This is a genomic window from Methylobacter marinus A45 (genome assembly GCF_000383855.1).
Classification (GTDB): Bacteria; Pseudomonadota; Gammaproteobacteria; order Methylococcales; family Methylomonadaceae; genus Methylobacter; species Methylobacter marinus.
Map to the genome: position 1 here is coordinate 70,998 of NZ_KB912877.1, position 17,296 is coordinate 88,293.

At 50.5% G+C, this 17,296-nt stretch carries 7 protein-coding genes; all 7 read right to left on the reverse strand.

The features are described 5' to 3' along the window. Positions 1 to 240 precede the first annotated feature (240 nt). Positions 241 to 651, reverse strand: a complete 411-nt coding sequence (locus METMA_RS0100365) for an ExbD/TolR family protein (RefSeq protein ID WP_027146906.1) — start codon at positions 649 to 651, stop codon at positions 241 to 243. A 204-nt stretch (positions 652 to 855) separates the two neighbouring features. Continuing rightward, entirely contained in the window at positions 856 to 2,286 is a 1,431-nt protein-coding gene (locus METMA_RS0100370) for a diaminobutyrate--2-oxoglutarate transaminase (RefSeq protein WP_020157067.1), read from the reverse strand. Positions 2,287 to 2,500: 214 nt separating this feature from the next. After that, the gene (locus METMA_RS0100375) at positions 2,501 to 4,198 is read right to left on the reverse strand and encodes a cyclic peptide export ABC transporter (protein WP_020157068.1); all 1,698 of its coding nucleotides are present in this window, start codon (positions 4,196 to 4,198) and stop codon (positions 2,501 to 2,503) included. 78 nt (positions 4,199 to 4,276) lie between these two features. Then, a complete protein-coding gene (locus METMA_RS0100380; RefSeq protein ID WP_084254057.1) occupies positions 4,277 to 6,706 on the reverse strand; it encodes a penicillin acylase family protein in 2,430 nt (809 codons plus the stop codon). Further along, the gene (locus tag METMA_RS0100385; RefSeq protein ID WP_020157070.1) at positions 6,678 to 11,084 is read right to left on the reverse strand and encodes a non-ribosomal peptide synthetase; all 4,407 of its coding nucleotides are present in this window, start codon (positions 11,082 to 11,084) and stop codon (positions 6,678 to 6,680) included. Before METMA_RS0100385 ends, METMA_RS0100380 begins: the two co-directional genes overlap by 29 nt. Positions 11,085 to 11,130: 46 nt before the next feature. Beyond that, positions 11,131 to 15,837: a non-ribosomal peptide synthetase gene (locus METMA_RS0100390; protein ID WP_081917699.1), complete on the reverse strand. Its 4,707-nt coding sequence runs from the start codon at positions 15,835 to 15,837 to the stop codon at positions 11,131 to 11,133. Beyond that, positions 15,827 to 17,269 (reverse strand): cytochrome P450, encoded by a 1,443-nt coding sequence (locus METMA_RS0100395; protein WP_020157072.1) that lies wholly within the window; start codon positions 17,267 to 17,269, stop codon positions 15,827 to 15,829. The genes METMA_RS0100390 and METMA_RS0100395 overlap by 11 nt, the downstream gene beginning before the upstream one ends. Positions 17,270 to 17,296: the final 27 nt, after the last annotated feature.

The following is a 17,296-nucleotide window of genomic DNA, read 5'->3' on the forward strand; positions in this document are numbered from 1 at the left end:
CATCATGTAAGGTACGCATCGCGTACCGTTTTTCTATCCCGAGCCTAACAAAGGTACACAGTTCGTACCCTGTAACAGTTGTGGAGGTGGTCTTAATCGCCCATTGGACAAATGAACTCATCTTTATATTTTCATCATTCTCACCGTCCACATGAACATAGCTCCATACTGAGGTGCAGGCATGACGCATATCCAGCATTCGCTTTGGCAGGCGCATAGGCTTTCCGTAAAACATGTAGACTACTGCTCCACTGTCACAAAAGCTATTTTTGTGAGTCCCGCATGCTGAACAGTTGCCATGACTTCAGCTACCTTGGCATAAACCACGGCTTGATCGGCGTATAAATGCAAAGCGACTTCCGGATTTTTCGCAAGTTCATCCATCAAAGCTGTTTCTAATGCAGTGAGATCGGCCATCGGAAATTTATTCAGGATAATCATCCCTTGCTCGTCGATACCCAGTTGCAACGGCTGCTTTTCCACATCAGCTGTAGTCTCGGCGGTTTTGGGCAGGGGCACATGCACGGATTGCGTCAATAGCGGAGCGGTCACCAACAGGATAATCAGCAATACCAACATCACATCGACCAGCGGCGTGACGTTGATTTCACTCATAGCGTCTTCGTTATCTGATTGCGGTTTAAAGGCCATGATTATTCTATGCGCCAGTAAGGATTGTTCGAGTACTTCCGCAGGATTGCCGCGATATTTAAGGCGCTGGCCAGATGCTTGCCGATGGCCGTCCAGCCAGGTAAAACCTTGCCGTGCAGTACGTGCTTGCGGGCCTCGGGTTACGCTTATCGGCAAGGTTTTGGCGGATGTAAGGTCAGCCCCCCCCCAAAAAAGTACTCTCGGTTATGTAACAATCGATACCCGAACAGCTTCGGCAAAAATAGTACCGATTTGATCGATTTCATCGGTCGTCACAATCAAGGGCGGTAAAACTCGGACCACGCTGCCTTGGCGTCCTCCCAACTCCACAATTAACCCCCGCTTCAAACATTCGGTCTGAATGCGGCAAGCCAATTTCCGATTGGGCGGATAGACGCCTAGCGCATCCGGCGGGTCAACCGGATTGACTATCTCGATGCCAATCATCAGCCCGCGCCCTCTCACATCGCCGATTTGTGGTTTATCTTTTTGAATATTTCGAAGAATAGCCATCAACCGTTCGCCCATTTCATGGGCATGGAGATCCAACCTATGCTCTTTTACGTACTGAAGTGTCGCGGTCCCTGCGGCCATCGCAAGCTGATTGCCGCGAAAGGTACCTGCATGAGCGCCGGGTTGCCAGCGATCCAATTCCTTATGGTATACCACGGCGCTCAACGGCAATCCGCCGCCTATGGCTTTCGAGAGCACCAGAACGTCCGGCTGAATACCGGAATGCTCGAAAGCATACATGCGTCCGGTCCGCCCGATACCGGTCTGTACTTCATCGATAATCAACGGAATGCCCCGCTTCCGGGTCATTCGGCGGATTTCCCGCAGCCATTCATCCGGCGCGGGAATAACGCCGCCCTCCCCCTGCACCGCTTCCAAAATCATTGCGGCCGGCGGCGTAATACCGCTGTTGCTGTCATCCAGGAGCCGTTCGATATAGGCTAGCGATGAGCGCCAGCCGACTTCGCCGCCCAAGCTGAAAGGGCATCGGTAAAGATACGGAAAAGGCAGAAAATGCACATCCGGCATCAACCCGGATACGTGCAGTTTAGGACCGATTTCGCCGGTCAACCCTAATGCACCGTGCGTCATGCCGTGGTAGGCGCCGTGAAAAGCCAGGATCGATCGCCGCCCGGTAGCCGTCTTCACCAGTTTAACGGCGGCTTCAATCGCATCGGCACCGGACGGGCCGCAAAACTGAATGCGGGCCTGATCGGCGAACGCCTTAGGCAAACTGGAAAATAACGCCTCGACAAACCGGTCTTTAACCGGCGTCGTCAGATCCAACGTTTGGAAAGGCACGCCATCCGCCAAGGTCCGCCTAATCGCCTCCACGACTACTGGGTGATGATGACCTAACGCCAACGCCCCCGCTCCCGCCAGGCAGTCGATATAACGACGGCCATCCATATCGTCAACAAACACACCCTCCGCCCGGCGAATAGCGATAGGAAGACGGCGAGGATAACTTCGAGCGCTAGACTCGAACCCCGACTGCCGATCCAGGTAATAGTCGTTGCCCTGAGCTTCAATAACAACCGTTTCTTCATCGATAAACGGCTGTAATAAAGGCTCTCCATCGAAAGCGTAACTCATTTCAGGTTGAATAACTTCTTGCTCCATGGCGATATCTCTACATTATTTTTTCAATTATTACCCTTCTTGAACTTCCGGGCCCCATATATCCAAACTTTCAACAAGTGATTTAGCCCTTTAAAAGCTAATCTACATAAACATTTATTACAAAAAACTCTGCTACTAAAAAGGGTTTTCTTCAAACAATAGAAAGAGTGATCAAGCTGTTTAGCTTAACGGCAATGACAATCACCCTGAAGCTTCAGACACTCTCGTGCTTGTTTTTCGCAGCAACGATTTCACTGAACGTCCCGTCCTCGATTTTTAAACACCGATCGGCCACATGAAAATAATGGTCATCGTGTGAAATCACCACTATAGTCTTGCCCTTGGTTTTCAGCATGGGCAATAGTTCCGTGTAGAATATTTTCTTGAATACCGGATCCTGATCGGCCGCCCATTCATCGAACAGATAAAAAGGCCGATCTTCCAGATAAGCGACTAATAGCGCCAGTCGCTTACGCTGACCTTGCGACAAGTCCAAGGTCGAAAACTCGCCGTTTTCGATCCGCACTTTATGGTCCAACTGCAAACGCGCCAGATAAATGCGCGCTTCGGCGTCCAACTCTTTGCCGGCAAAGCCGAGCAGGCTATCGAACAAATAGAAATCAGAAAAAACCGCTGAAAATTGCTGTCGGTAAGTTTCCCGATTGGCGTCGGTGATGCGCTGTCCGCCCAATCGGATGTCGCCTTGCTCCGGCGCATAAAGACCGACCAATAATAGCGCCAATGTGGTTTTGCCGCTGCCGTTGCCGCCGGTAAGAAAAACCAGCTCACCGGGTTGCAAGGTCAGATCGAGCGGGCCTAAGGTAAAAGCACGGTCCTCATCTTCACGGTGGTAACGATGCGTTACAGAGCTGAGCTGCAAAACCGCCGGATGCGCAAACGGCAGGGCGTCATTTGACTTTGCCGATTCAGGTTCGCTGGCATCACAGCGTAGTGCTTCGATTTTTTTTAATGCGATAGCTCCATTGGCAAAAACGGGCAAGCCGTCCATTAATGCCGTTAATGGAGTCATCATGTACAGGATGGTCAAACAATAACCGCGTATAATCTCAGGCGTCATTTCAAACCAAATTGCCCGTCCTGCCAGGTTCAACCCGGCAATTGCCGCTAATCGGGCAGTCGCTTCCTGAGCATTGGGCAGTAAAAAAAGCACTGCGCCGATGATTAGGTAAAACAAACAGTTGCCCCAATTTCCGGCCAGAATATAGAAACCGCTACCTTTTAAATAATGCAGCCGATAGTCTAAGGCGGCAACTTCCAGATATTCGGAAATAAAGGCGTTGCGTCGTAGTTCATGTAATTTCAGTTCTTTCATCCCTTGCGTCAGACTGCGAAAATGCGTGTACAACCTATCGTCAGACTCCCTCGCCATTTTCAACCCATGCAGCGCCCGGTTTTCTATTAGCCGAAAACCACACACTCCCATCACTATCGCCAATAGCACAAGAACCAACAATACGCCGGACAACCACCCCAAATACAGCAGACAGCCGGCCACAATAGCTGCATTCACGCAGAGTATTGGCAACCATCGAAATGCTTCCGCCAACGTGGCGACATCCTGTGTCAGACAGGCCAATATTCGCGCCGGTCCAATGGCCTGCAAACGCTTAAACGAGGCGCGTAAAATCTGCTTACTCAGTTTCATCCGCAAATCGAAAATCACCTTTTGACCAAGGCGCATCAATAAAAAAGCCGAAATCATTCGGGCCAGCACCAGCAGCATGCACAAACCGGCAAACAGCCAACCCAGTTGGGTTAAAGCCTCCTGCCCGTTATTCAAAGCCATGTTGATCACGGCAATCAGACCGGCGCCGACTATGCCGCTGAACACACCGGCGATTATCGACAAGACCAGCAGCCAACTGGAGTGACGCAATAAAAAAAGCATCATATTTTTAGTAAACCATGGGTTAGGTCCGCATTTTTGCAGGTGCAAAAAATGACCAGTAAAATCATCGGCATCAGCTCTCTAGTCCCGATTTATTGGCGCCGGTACCAGCTCCAGCCGGTACACGCCAGTTCCGGTTTCCAGCGGCACGGCAATGCCTTCCACCCAAGCCTGCTGTTGATCACGATAATGCGGCGACAGCGGATGGCCGGATTGACCGCCGGGCATCTGCAAAATGCCATTACCTTCATGGCCCGGCGCGACCACCAGCCGTTCGCTGGCGCCATAACCGGGCGTTGCTACGCGTACGCATTGCGCACAGCCGGGTAGCTCCACTGGCGGCATATCCAGCCAGCGCTTCAACACCGGTAAGTCCTCTGAGAAAGGATGCGAAATAATTACTTGATTGGCCGCACCCCAAGCCAAGCTTTCCGAAAAACCGGCGCTATCGTTTGCAGATAGCTTGTGAGATGCCTGCATCAGCAGATTAAGCAAAAACTCATCCCAGTCCCGGTAATGGCGCTTATCGGGCAATAGCTCCGGCAGTCTGGTCGCCAACAGTTGCTGTAAAGGTGTGTCTATCATCGGCGAGATGAAACGGAACGCTGCATCGTAGTTCCGGCATTTCGCCATGAAAGGCGCCATCACGGCTTCCAGTAACCGTTTGCGGAACTCGACCAGAACGGCGAATCCCACCGACTCCCGTTCGGCAAAACCGTCCCAGTCGGTTAAATCCTGTTTAAGCCGCATTTGGGTTTTATCATTACTATTGTGTAGCAGAGACAACGCCAGCCGTTGGTAAAAACGGTAAAACTCGACTCGGGTATCCAATTGCAAAGCCAGCATATCGCGCTCGCTGAGGTTATTTGCCTCGCTCAGACGTTCGGCGATCCGGTAAGCGCGATGGCCTTGGTCGAAATCATGACCGATCACATAAGAATAATCGTCGCCGAGCATACGCTGATTGGCGTTGACGATGAAACCTGCCTTGGGATTGAGCAAGCGCGGCAACTCTTCAGGCAAAATATAACCGGCCCAACCTTTTGCACCATCGGCCCAGGAACGGCTCACCGAACCGTCCAATCCGAAGCGTTTAGGGATTTTACCGGAGTAAGTCCAGCCGATATTGCCTTGATCATCAGCCGCCAGTGCATTCAAAGGCGGCCCGCCCGCCTTGTTAAACACCGCTTGCGCCGCCATCACCGTGTCGGCGGCGTCCAAATTCAGCAGGTTTAAATCAGTAGCGGCGGGGTCCAGCGCCGTCCAATGTACAGCGACCTGTTTGGAGAGTAAGGGTTCGGGCAGTACCGGTCCCCATTCAGTCGTTTGCACCTTGAAGGTTAAATCCGGCTCGCCTTTAACATGCACCGTTTCTTGGCGCTCGCCGAAGCGAACAAAGCCTTTGGCCGTGCGGTAACTGTCGGGCTTTTTAGGATCAAGCTCCAACACCACCAAATCCACGAAATCGCCTTCAATATTGGTAAATCCCCAAGCCATTTTGCCATTAGAGCCGACTACCATCAGAGGCACGCCGGGCAGGGTGAAGCCGGTAAGGCGCACATTGCGGTAACGGATTTCAGCCCGATACCAAATGTTCGGCACGCGTAGCGACAAGTGCATATCATTAGCCAGAATAGCCCTACCATCCCAGGTTTTTGACGGCCCGACCACCCAGCCGTTCGAGCCTTTAGGCGGCGCAGCGTCGGCTACCAGAGCGGTGTGCAGCTGATGATTGCCGGGATCATTCAGTAACGCGGATAGCTCTGCCTTCGGAATAGAATACCCAGGTGTTTCCGTAGTGTTGGTGTTCAGCAGTTGCGCGGTATAGCGGTCAACGGGCTGCATGAAAAATTTTCTGACCGCTCCCGGCAATGCCGCCTCCATGACGCTGGCCCGGCGCTCGGCGTCGCCTGTCCAACCCAAATCTTCTTCCATACCCAGCACTACCAGCACACTGTCTTCAGGCCGCCAAGCGGCAGGACGATAAGCCAATAGCAAAAACTCGGGCGGCAATACTGCTAATGTGGCCATCGCTTGGTTGACGCCTTGAGCATAGGCTTTCAAGACTCGGCGTTGATCGGACGGAAGACGCTGAACAATGGCCTGCGCCACTTGCTCAAAACCCATCACCCGATGCCAGTGGTCGGTCTCTTTTAATTCAGGCCCCATCACTTCGGCCAAGTTCCCCGCTATATGTCGGCGCATTAAATCCATCTGAAACAAGCGGTCGCGGGCGGTTAAGAAGCCTAACGCATGAAATGCGTCCTCACGCGACTTTGCCGAAATGACCGGGATTCCTTTTTCATCAAAGGCCACGGTAGTTTTGGAAGAAAGACCCGACAAATAATGTTGCCCCCCCATAGTGGACAATGTGGATTGTAGGAACCAATAGACGCCAATGCACCCACTACCAATTAGCATTACAAGCATGATAAAAAATATCCGCCAGAACTTTTTTTGCTTCATCCATTGCCCCCTATTTCTAAACCGCCACAGAGGAATATCCGGCATAAGCCTTTTGAAGATAATGAAAATACAACTGCCATAAATGCTGGTCAGGTATTGGACAACTAATCCCTGTTCCGCTTAATCCAGCACTGACATGACGATGGTCAAAGATAAGCACACGCTCAGGTGATTCGTTATTGTTTGTTAAATTAGCCCGTTCTTGATCGAGCATGGGCACTAAGGAGAAAAACGGATGGTCAGATGAATTGCCGACAAGATTACGTAACTCTTTCAGCCAATCATTAAAGTCGACCCTTTCCAGCGCTAAGTCGGCAGCACACGCCCAAGCAAACAGTTGGTTACTGGAAAGCGGACTAGGATTCGTTAAATGATAGGTTTTACCTATGCCTTGAGATTGCCCCGACAAAAAGATCAGCGCCCGGCTAGCGTAATCGACAGGAACGGCATTAAACAATGCTTCCTGCATCGGCACTTTGCCTAATAACAAACAGCTGCCGATCACCTTACTCAAATAATCGCCGGTATTCCAAACCCCTGAGCGGCTATCACCGGTAATAATGGACGGACGATAGATGGATGCCGGCAAGCCTCGGCAAGACGCCTCTCTAACCAATTTTTCCGCCACCCACTTCGACTGCGCATAACCGCCTACTAAGGTAGCGCCGTCTTCAGGGAAGTCTTCTTCCATCACGGTATTTAAACTGAGATCCAAATTATCTTCGAACACGGACACGGTGGAAATATAATGCACGGGCTTGTTTTTGGTTGTACAGGCAAGCCGCAATACTTCTTGAGTCCCTAACACATTGGCGGGTTTTAAGGTTGAATAAGGATAAGTAAAATTAACTAATGCGCCGTTGTGGTAAATGACATCAATGTCTTGGGCCAGTTGTTGCCATTGGCTGGCTTGAATGCCAAGAAGCGGCTTGGTTAAATCGCCGCATACGGGATAAATTCTGGAGCTGAAATCGTTACGCCATAAGCCATAACTATCCAGATTATGTCTGACTTTTTCAAAACCCTGGGCGGTGCTGGTCGCGCGCACCAGACAATAAATGACCATCGGGGTTTGTTGTAACAATTCTTGCAACAAAAAAGCGCCAAGAAATCCGGTGGCGCCCGTTAAAAAAACCGACTTTAATGCAACTTCCGGACAATACGCAGCAAGCGGACGAATAGATTCATCAAGCACACTCTCAGCTTGCCAATCGATAGAACCCGCATTCGCGTGTTCATTAGCCTCATCCATAGCCAATAAGCGGGCTTGAGCGGCTATGGTCGGTGTCTGAAACAAATCCAGCAAAGGTATTGCACAGCTAAACTCCTCCCTGACTCTGAATAATAACTGCGTCGCCAAAATGGAGTGTCCACCCAAGGCAAAAAAATCGTCGTTTATGCCGATCCTTTCTATGCCCAAGACATCGCGCCAATGTCCTTCCAGTGTTTGTTCTGTTGGATTGCTTGGAGCAATATAACCGGCGCTTGCTAACTGATTGCCATCAGCAACAGGTAGGGCTTTTCTGTCCAGCTTGCCGCTGACCGTCAAGGGCAGGGTTTCCAGGAATATAAACAGGGCGGGCTGCATATATTCGGGAAGCATGGCTTTTAAATGTGCTCGAAGCGCATCACTATCAACAGATGACGCTCTTTTTACAACATAAGCAATCAGACGTTTGCCGATCGACGGTTGCTCTTGAACGATCACAACGGTTTCTTTGACGAGGGGGTGTTGCAGCAAGCAGGCTTCGATTTCGCCAAGCTCGATTCGAAAGCCTCTGATTTTAACCTGGCGGTCAATGCGGCCCAGATAATCGATATTGCCATCGGCGCGGTAATAGGCCAGATCGCCGGTCCGGTACAGCCGTTCACCTTCAAGCCCGCTGTAGGAGTCAGGGATAAAACGTTCCGCTGTAAGGTCGGGGCGGTTTAGATAAGCTCGCGCCAATTGCACCCCGCCCAAGCAGAGTTCGCCGGGGACGCCTACCGGCACAGGATTGAAATGGCGATCAAGGATATAGGTACGGGTATTGGCAATCGGGCGTCCGATAGGCACACAAGGGTCAGTATCGGCTTTTTGGCATTGCCACGCGGTGACGTCGATGGAGGCTTCGGTCGGGCCGTAAAGATTGTGCAGTTCGGCGTTATGGCGCGCAAAAAATAATTGGCGAAGCTCCGCTGTCAGTGCCTCGCCGCTGCAAATAACCTGCTTGAGCGTAGGGCAGCAATTGACGGCGCTTGCTTCCAGAAAAACGCGCAGCATCGAAGGCACAAAATGAATGGTAGTGACTGAGTGCATGTTGATGAGAGCAATCAGTCTATCAGGGTTTTTATGATCATTCGGCGCCGTAATGACTAACCGTGCGCCAACCAGCAACGGCCAGAAAAATTCCCATACCGATACGTCGAAGCTATATGGCGTCTTTTGCAAGACGGCATCCGCAGCGCTTAAGTTGAAACGCTCCTGCATCCAAAGCAGGCGGTTCCACAAGCCCTTGTGGGGTACGCCTACCGCCTTGGGCCGCCCGGTAGAACCCGAGGTATAAAGCACATAAGCCAGCTGGTCGGGGGCAATATTGATGATAGGGTTGGCTTTCGACGATAACACAAATTCTGTCAACTCCTGATCCAGATGAATCAGCCGCGCATCCGATGGCGGCAATGCATTTGCGCATTCAGTTTGCAATAAAATCCACTGCAACCCGGCATCCTTGACCAGAACAGATAAGCGCTCTTGCGGATAATCCGGATCAAGCGGCAGATAAGCCGTGCCCGCCTTCATGATACCGAGCAGGCCTACGATCAGTTCGATGGAGCGACGCGCGCAAATTCCCACCAGCTTATCAGGACTCACGCCTTGTCCAAGCAGGTAATGCGCCAGCTGGTTGGCTTGCGCATTCAATTCACCATAGCTTAATTGCTTCTCGTCAAAAACCAACGCTACAGATTCGGGGCTATGTTCAGCGTACGCCTCAAAAAGCTTATGAATACACTGGCCTTGAGGATAATGCGCCAGTGTGTCATTCCAGTCATGGACAATCTGATGATACTCAGATGATGCCATTAGCGGCAACTCTGAAAGCGGGGAGTCAGGACTGGCTATCATTCCTTTCAACAGAATTTCCAAATGATTCAATAGTCCGTCAATTGACGTATCTTCGAACATCACCGAATCATAGATGATACGAACTTCCAATTGTTCACCGGGGTGCACGACAAGAGTCAACGGGTAATTCGTTTGTTCAATAAAACAAATCTCTGTTACCGCCAGACTACTGACCGCGTCGTTGACCATTTTGTCCAGCGGGTAATTTTCAAAGACCAGCAGGCTCTGAAACATCAGTTGCCCTCGCGCTATTTCGCTCCATCCCTGAATATCAACTAATGACGCGTATTCAAACCGGCGCATTTCCAGGTTCTGGTTTTGCAATGCTTGTAGCCAGTCCTTAACTAAAGCATCCGGTCTGATCTGTAGCCGCAATGGCAGAGCATTAATAAAGAGTCCTAACATTTCTTCGACGCCCGTCAATTCGGCCGGGCGTCCCGCTACGGTCACGCCAAACAGGATGTCGTGGTCTCCGCTGTAACGGCCGAGAAGCAAGGCCCATGCGCCTTGCACCAATGTGTTCAAGGTCAGATGGTGCTGCTTGATCATGGCGTTTAGCAACAAGCTATCCGCTTGGGCAAGACACAGTCGCTTTTCTTCAGGCTTTGCCCCTTCAGTCCGGTTCGACCCCGAAGCGCCTAATGTCAGTGTAGTCGGGTTGGCAAAGCCGCTCAGTCGGTTACGCCAATAGTGTTCCGCTGCAGGCCTGTCTTGTTTGCTAAGCCAGGCGATATAATCCCGATAGGGTCGCCGGAACATCGCATGCACAGCCTGTCCGCGACGTAAGGATTCATAAAATGCAAACAGGTCTTTGATGATCAGCGATAGGCACCAGCCATCAAGTAAGGCATGGTGATGCGTCCAAACAAAATAATAGCTGGTTTTTAAGCGCCTGATTAAGGTCATCCGCATCAGCGGCGCATGATCGACATCGAAGCCCCGCTTGCGATCCGCCTCCAGAAACTCAGACCAACGCGTCGCCTGGGTTTCAATGGCAAGCTCACGCCAATCCTGCTGAGCAAACGGCAGCTGCACGCTTTTCAACACCACCTGCAAGGGTTGATCCAGATCCGCCCAGACAAAAGCAGTACGCAGAATGGCGTTGGCATCCACTACCTGTCGCCATGCCTCAAAAAAAACGGCCACATCAAGATCGCCTTCAAAAATGCAAGTCAATTGCTCGGTGTAAACACCGGAATCAGGGGCGGCCAAACTGTGGTATAGCAATCCTTGTTGCAATGGGGTGAGTGGGTACATGTCTTCAATAGACGCAATCGTGTCCGGCTTGCAGATAGGTGCCGTTTCGTTTTTATTCATAATTTCTCGCATCGCTTGTTGATTGGGATCTGGCTGTTGACAGCATTTATTTTTTTGCCAATCTTGATAGTAGAGAATCCAACTTGGCTTGCCCAATGTTTGCCAAGGGAAAATCAGACGGTGTAAAACCGCCGGCTTTGGGCTGCAAACAATGCTCTATCAGCCGCGTTAACGCTTGCATGTACGACGCCGCCAGGCCTTCAATGGTATCCCGCCGGTAGCGTTCGCTACTGTAAGTCCATAGCACATGCAGCTGCTCATTGGCGATATGGGCATTAACTTCCAACTCATAGCAGCGCAAACCTTCAGCATCTAGCGCTTGCCCCGCCGACTCTTGTGCCAGGATAAACAATGCGTCTTCAGCCAGCACTCTATCGAACCGGCCGAGATAATTGAATAAGATTGGCGCGCCGGAATGGGCACGCAAAGAACCGGCGCTGCCATCGGCCTGCAAATAACGCAGTACCTGATAGCCAATGCCTTTATCGGGAATCCGGCGGATAGTTTCCTTAATAGTTTTAATGACGGCGCCGGGGTTATTATCGCCAGGTAAAGTGAGGCGTAGCGGATATAGGCTGGTAAACCATCCTAGCGTACGCGATAAGTCAACCTCATCGAATAGCCCTTCTCTGCCATGACCTTCCATATCGATCAAAATATCAGCACCATGAGCCCAAGCCGCCACAGTCTGGGCCAGCGCCGATAACAACAAGTCGTTAATTTCAGTCCGATAAGCGGCGCCGACTTCATGCACTAATGCCTGCGTTTCAGTTTTGCTTAGAGCTGTCATAACCGTTGCAGCATGGCCGTTTTTAGCGGAGCCGTCAGGCCAATCTACGGGTAAAGGCGCCATGCCGGCCTCGCTGACGCTCTGCCAATAAGCCATCTGTTTTTGCAAGTCTTCACGTTGCGCCCATTGCTGCAAGCGTTCCGACCAATGCTTAAAAGCGGTCGTTTTGACGGGTAGCATAACGGTTTCGCTTTGCATCAATTGCAGGCAGATGGTCTGCAAGTCTTCCAGCAAAATACGCCAGGACACGCCATCCACAACCAAATGGTGAATGACTATTAAAAGACGCGGCTTACCTGTTATGCCCAGATCGAACCAGACCATCCTCAATAAAGGGCCTTCAGCCAGATTCAGACGGGCTTGCCAGCGACTGCATTCGGCCTCTATGAGGTCGGCGTGATCTATTTGCCGAAGTTCGCTAAGGTCGATCCGGTGAAAGAGTACATTAAACTCCTGCTCCAGAATCGTCTGCGACCAACGCCCATTGTCCAAGCTGAAACGCGAACGCAGAGCATCATGGTGAGCAAGCAGATGCGCTAGCGCCTGTTCAAAAACCCATGCGTCGACAGCGCCGGTTATCTCTAATAAAACAGCCTGGTTCCAATGCCCTGGGTCTGGCAGGTTTTGTTCGAAAAACCAGCATTGAATAGGGGTGAGCGGGACTGAGCCGCTTACCAGCCCTTGTTCGGCGTTTTGGCTATTGGCAAGGCCACCTACAACCAGCGCCAACTCAGCGATGGTCTGATGCTGAAAGAGTTGCTGGGGCGCTACGACTAAACCAAACTGACGCGCCTTGCCAGCCATCTGAATGGCTATTATGGAATCGCCGCCCAAAGCGAAAAAATTGTCATGGACGCCAATCCGCTCAAGACCTAAAGCCTGGCGCCAAATAGTGGTCAGCTGTTGTTCGACCATATTACGCGACGCTGCATACGGTTGCCCGGATTGCCCATTGAAATCAGGGTCGGGCAGCGCTTTACGATCGAGCTTGCCGTTGGGCGTCAGCGGCAGCTTATCCAGACGGACAAAAGCCACAGGAATCATGTAATCGGGCAAGGCCGCCTTAAGAAATGCTCGTAGCTCTTCTGTTTCGGAAAAACAATTCGGGTCATTGACCCAGTAAGCCACCAGCCGTTTGTTGCCAGTGGCATCTTCATGCGCAGTAACCACGGCATCCTGAATCTCCGGATATTGACGAAGCTTAGTCTCAATTTCCCCGAGTTCTATTCGGAAGCCGCGAATCTTGACCTGATGGTCGATGCGGCCAAGAAAATCGATTTTACCGTCCGGCCGATAACAGGCTAAGTCGCCGGTTTTATACAATCGGCCTCCGGATGCTGGCCCAAACGGGTCGGGCAGATAACGTTCGGCGGTCAAATCGGCGATGCCAAGATAGCCTCGGGTCACTCCAAGCCCGCCAACATAAAGTTCGCCCGGAACACCCACAGAAACGGGATTCAAATAGCGGTCGAGCAAATAGAGTTGGCTGTTGGCGATAGGTTTGCCTATAGAAAGCGATGTACCGGACACTGAATCGGCGTTGTGCGCTGCATAAACGCTACTCCATACCGTGCCTTCGGTGGGACCGTATTCATTGTAAAGTTGCACAGTGGGCAAGCGTGCGTAGTGCTTGGCAACCAAGTCGGGCGGACACGCTTCACCCGCGACAATGACTGTGCGTAAAGCCTCCGCCCGTTGTGGGCTAATATTCTCTACGATAATGCTGTATAGCGAAGGCAGGCAAAGCAGATGGCTTAGCTGGTGTTGTTCTATTTTGTCTATCAGGGCTTCTATATCATGTGTTTCCGCTTCTGTTGGAATGCAGAGCCGTCCACCTTGGCTTAAGGTCCAAAATATACCAGCGACTGAACTATCAAACGCCAGCGGCGACATCAGCAGAAAGCCCTCTAAAGGTTCCGAGTAATAATCAAAGCGAGCCAATGTCGAAGCAACAGCATTTTCATGAGTAACGATGACTCCTTTGGGTTTTCCTGTAGAGCCTGACGTATAGATGACATAGGCGGCGGAATTCTGATACGCAAGGGCAAGATGATCATCAGGCAAGCTTGAAATTGTCTGCCAAGCGCTATCCATGCAAAAAACGCTCAGGCCGGTGCATGGCAAGTCTGAAGATAGCCGATCTTGAGTTAAGAGAATTGACGCGCCGCAGGATTGCAAAATATCGGCAATCCGCTCCTTGGGATAAGCTGGATTAATCGGTACATAAACGCCGCCCGCTTTCAGGATAGCTAAAACCCCAACAATCATTTCCACTGAGCGTTCCAGGCAAATGCCGACCCGCACATCTACACCTACGTTCTTCAAACGCAACCAATGGGCCAGTTGATTAGCGCGGCGATCCAGCTGGTAATAACTAAGCATTTGCTGGCCACAACTGACAGCCACCGATTGAGGCCGGGCTTGTGCCTGATTTTCAAAACCGGTATGCAAAAATTGTCGGCGCGGAAACAGGCGCTGCGTTGCATTCCATGTTGCAATTTCGTTGCGTTCCTGTTCGGATAGCAAGGCAAAATTGCCGATATGAGCGTTTAGATTATTAACGAACAGCTGTACAATTAATTTCAGATAATTTGCTAAGCGTTCAATACGCTCAGGATCAAAAAGTTCCGTGCTATATTCAAATGCCAGTTCGAGGCCGTTCGTTTCGGTGGCGTGAAGAATCAAATCAAACTTAGAAATTTCATAATCCAGCTCTAGTTTTTCCAGACTAAGTTCGGGAAGATCCAGCGCCTGCGATGGCACATCATGCAAGACGAACATAACCTGAAAAATCGGGTTATAGCCCGCATGACGCTGTGGCCTTAGCTCTTCGACAAGCTTATCGAAAGGCACATCCTGATTCGATTGGGCATCCAGCACCCGTTCTTGGGTTTTTTTAATGATCCCGGCGCAAGTAGCGTTACTGTCAATTTGTGTCCGTATCACCAGCGTATTAACAAAAAAGCCGATCAAACTCTCCAGTTCCACCTTGGTTCTGCCGGCAACAGGTATGCCGATGCAGATGTCATTTGCGCCGCTATAACGATGCAACAGCATAGTAAATGCGCTGAGCAATAGAGTAAAAAGCGTGCAGTCCAATGAGCGGCCAATTTTATGCAGTTGCTCAGTCAACGCAGATGACAGGGAGAAAGAATAAATGGCGCCTTTATAACTCATTACCGGGGGACGGGGCCGGTCAGAAGGCAAACTCAGCAGTTCCGGGATGCCTTTAAGCTGCTGCTTCCAATAGGCTAATTGCCGTTCGAATTGCTGGCATTGCAAGCCCTTGTTATATTGCCAGCAAGCGAAATCGGCATACTGGATAGGCAGTTCTGGTAAAGGAGACCTGTCGCCTTTGGCAAAAGCCCGATAGAGAGTGGCAAACTCTTTGAGCAAGACGCCTGCCGACCAGCCGTCGAAAGCGATGTGGTGGACAGTAAACAGCAAGACAAACTCATTGTCACCAGCGTGGATTAGAGTCACCCTGAGCAATGGCCCGTTCGATAGATCAAACGGCTTTTTTCCATCCATTTTAGCTAAACGGATACACTCAGCTTCGCGCAGCGGTTTCGTCAAATAGCTCAAATCATGCGTTTCCAGCGAAACATTCAGCACAGCGGTGATAATTTGCGCAGGTTGGCCGTTTCTTTCCAGAAAGGTAGTGCGAAGGCTTTCATGGCGGCGAACAATTTCGTTAATACATTTTTGTAATACCGGAATGTCCAGATTGCCGATCAAGCGAATCGCGGTCGAATAGTTGTAACCGGGGTCTTCCGGGTCCATTTGGTATAGATACCACAAACGCAATTGTGGCGGAGATAAAGGTGAGAAATCGCTTGTCCGTTTCTGAATGGTTAAATCCAAGTTCTCCGAATTTCTCCCTTGTAAACGCTTTTCAAGCAGTGCTTTTTTGGCTGGCGAAAGGTTTGGCTTTTGTCCTGAATGCTGTAAGTCAATAAACATTATCAATCTCTCTGCTTTCAATCGCTATGAAGTCGTGGTGTCTATCGCGAAATTTGAGGGTAAAACCTAAGGAAAATGGCTGGTGCTTAGACATTGTTTCATTAGATAGCGGTGTTTCGGGTACGCGCCGGATTTGAAAATTTGCGCAAATCATCGCTAAGACTGTTTTCATAACCAGCATCGCCAAACCTCGTCCTGGACAGGACCGTGGTCCGGCGCCGAAACCTAAAGCCGCTTTGCTGTTATGTGGCTCGGATTCCGCTTTGCTTTCGCGTTGCCACCGCCGGTGATCAAAGACGGCAGCTTGATGAAAATTTTCTGCATCTAGGCCGCAATATGCAATAAGCAATACCAATGGCGTTCCGCTTGGCACCTCAATGTCTTCCAGTAATAAATCCGTTTTCGCCTCTACGAGAACCAGGCGGGAGCTCGACGCTATCCTCATCGTTTCTAAAATAACGGCGTCAATGCACTTAAGCTTTTTAATATCTTTAAAGTCCTCGATATGGCTGCAATCGCCCAACAGGGCATAGACTTCATCCTGAATGTCCTTTTGCGCTTGGGGATTTTCGGCTATGCAATGCAGCACCCGAAGCAGGGTGTCTGCCGTAGTAGGTTCGGCAGCGAGCAGTAGCTGCAAGATATTTTCGGTCAGTTTTACATCGTGGTTAGCCAAGCCCTCTTTTTCGATGGTTTCCATGAGAACCTGAAGCTGGCTCCGGATTTTGCCGGTTTTATTGTTCCCGGCCAAAATATTTCTGCTATGCGCAATTCGGTTTTCAATAACAGTCAACAGTTTCTTTATTGCCTCTTCGAAATCTTTATCTTCAGAGATGTTTTCCAAGTGCATCTGCGGCAGCAGAGCATCAATGCGCTTGCCTAAGACGGAAACCAGATTAAACATGAGGCTTTCGGCAGCCTCCCGTTCGTCGGCTGGCATATCGGCCATATCACCGAACATGATGGATGTAAACACCGAAATGGAAAAACCAAAAATCTCGGCTTCCAAATTGGTTTCGGCAAGATTTTCACCATAAGTGATCCAGCGATTTCTTAACGCTTCAACAGCCGCCTTGATGGTCTCGAAGTATTGCGCCAAGTAAATGGACTCCATTGATGCGGCGATAATCTCCCGTTGCCGCTTCCAGTCATGGCCGTCTGCGGTTTCGATGCCGTCTGTCTTTATGGCTTCGAGAATTCTGCTGTTTCTGCGATAAGGGCCGAACAATTCCGGCCTTTTGCAAACAATAAAATTGAGTATTTTAGCGTCCGCCACCACCATCATAAGTTGGTCAGCAAACTGAACCGTAAACATTTTTCCATGGCGGTCCGCCAATTTCTCAAAAATCTCATGAACCCGAGTTAAGTCGGGTTCCATTATCACCGGGTCAGGATGGCTGGGAAGTTCGGAAATTTTTTTGATAATGCTCATGATGTAGCAGTCCTCTGTTGTTGAAGG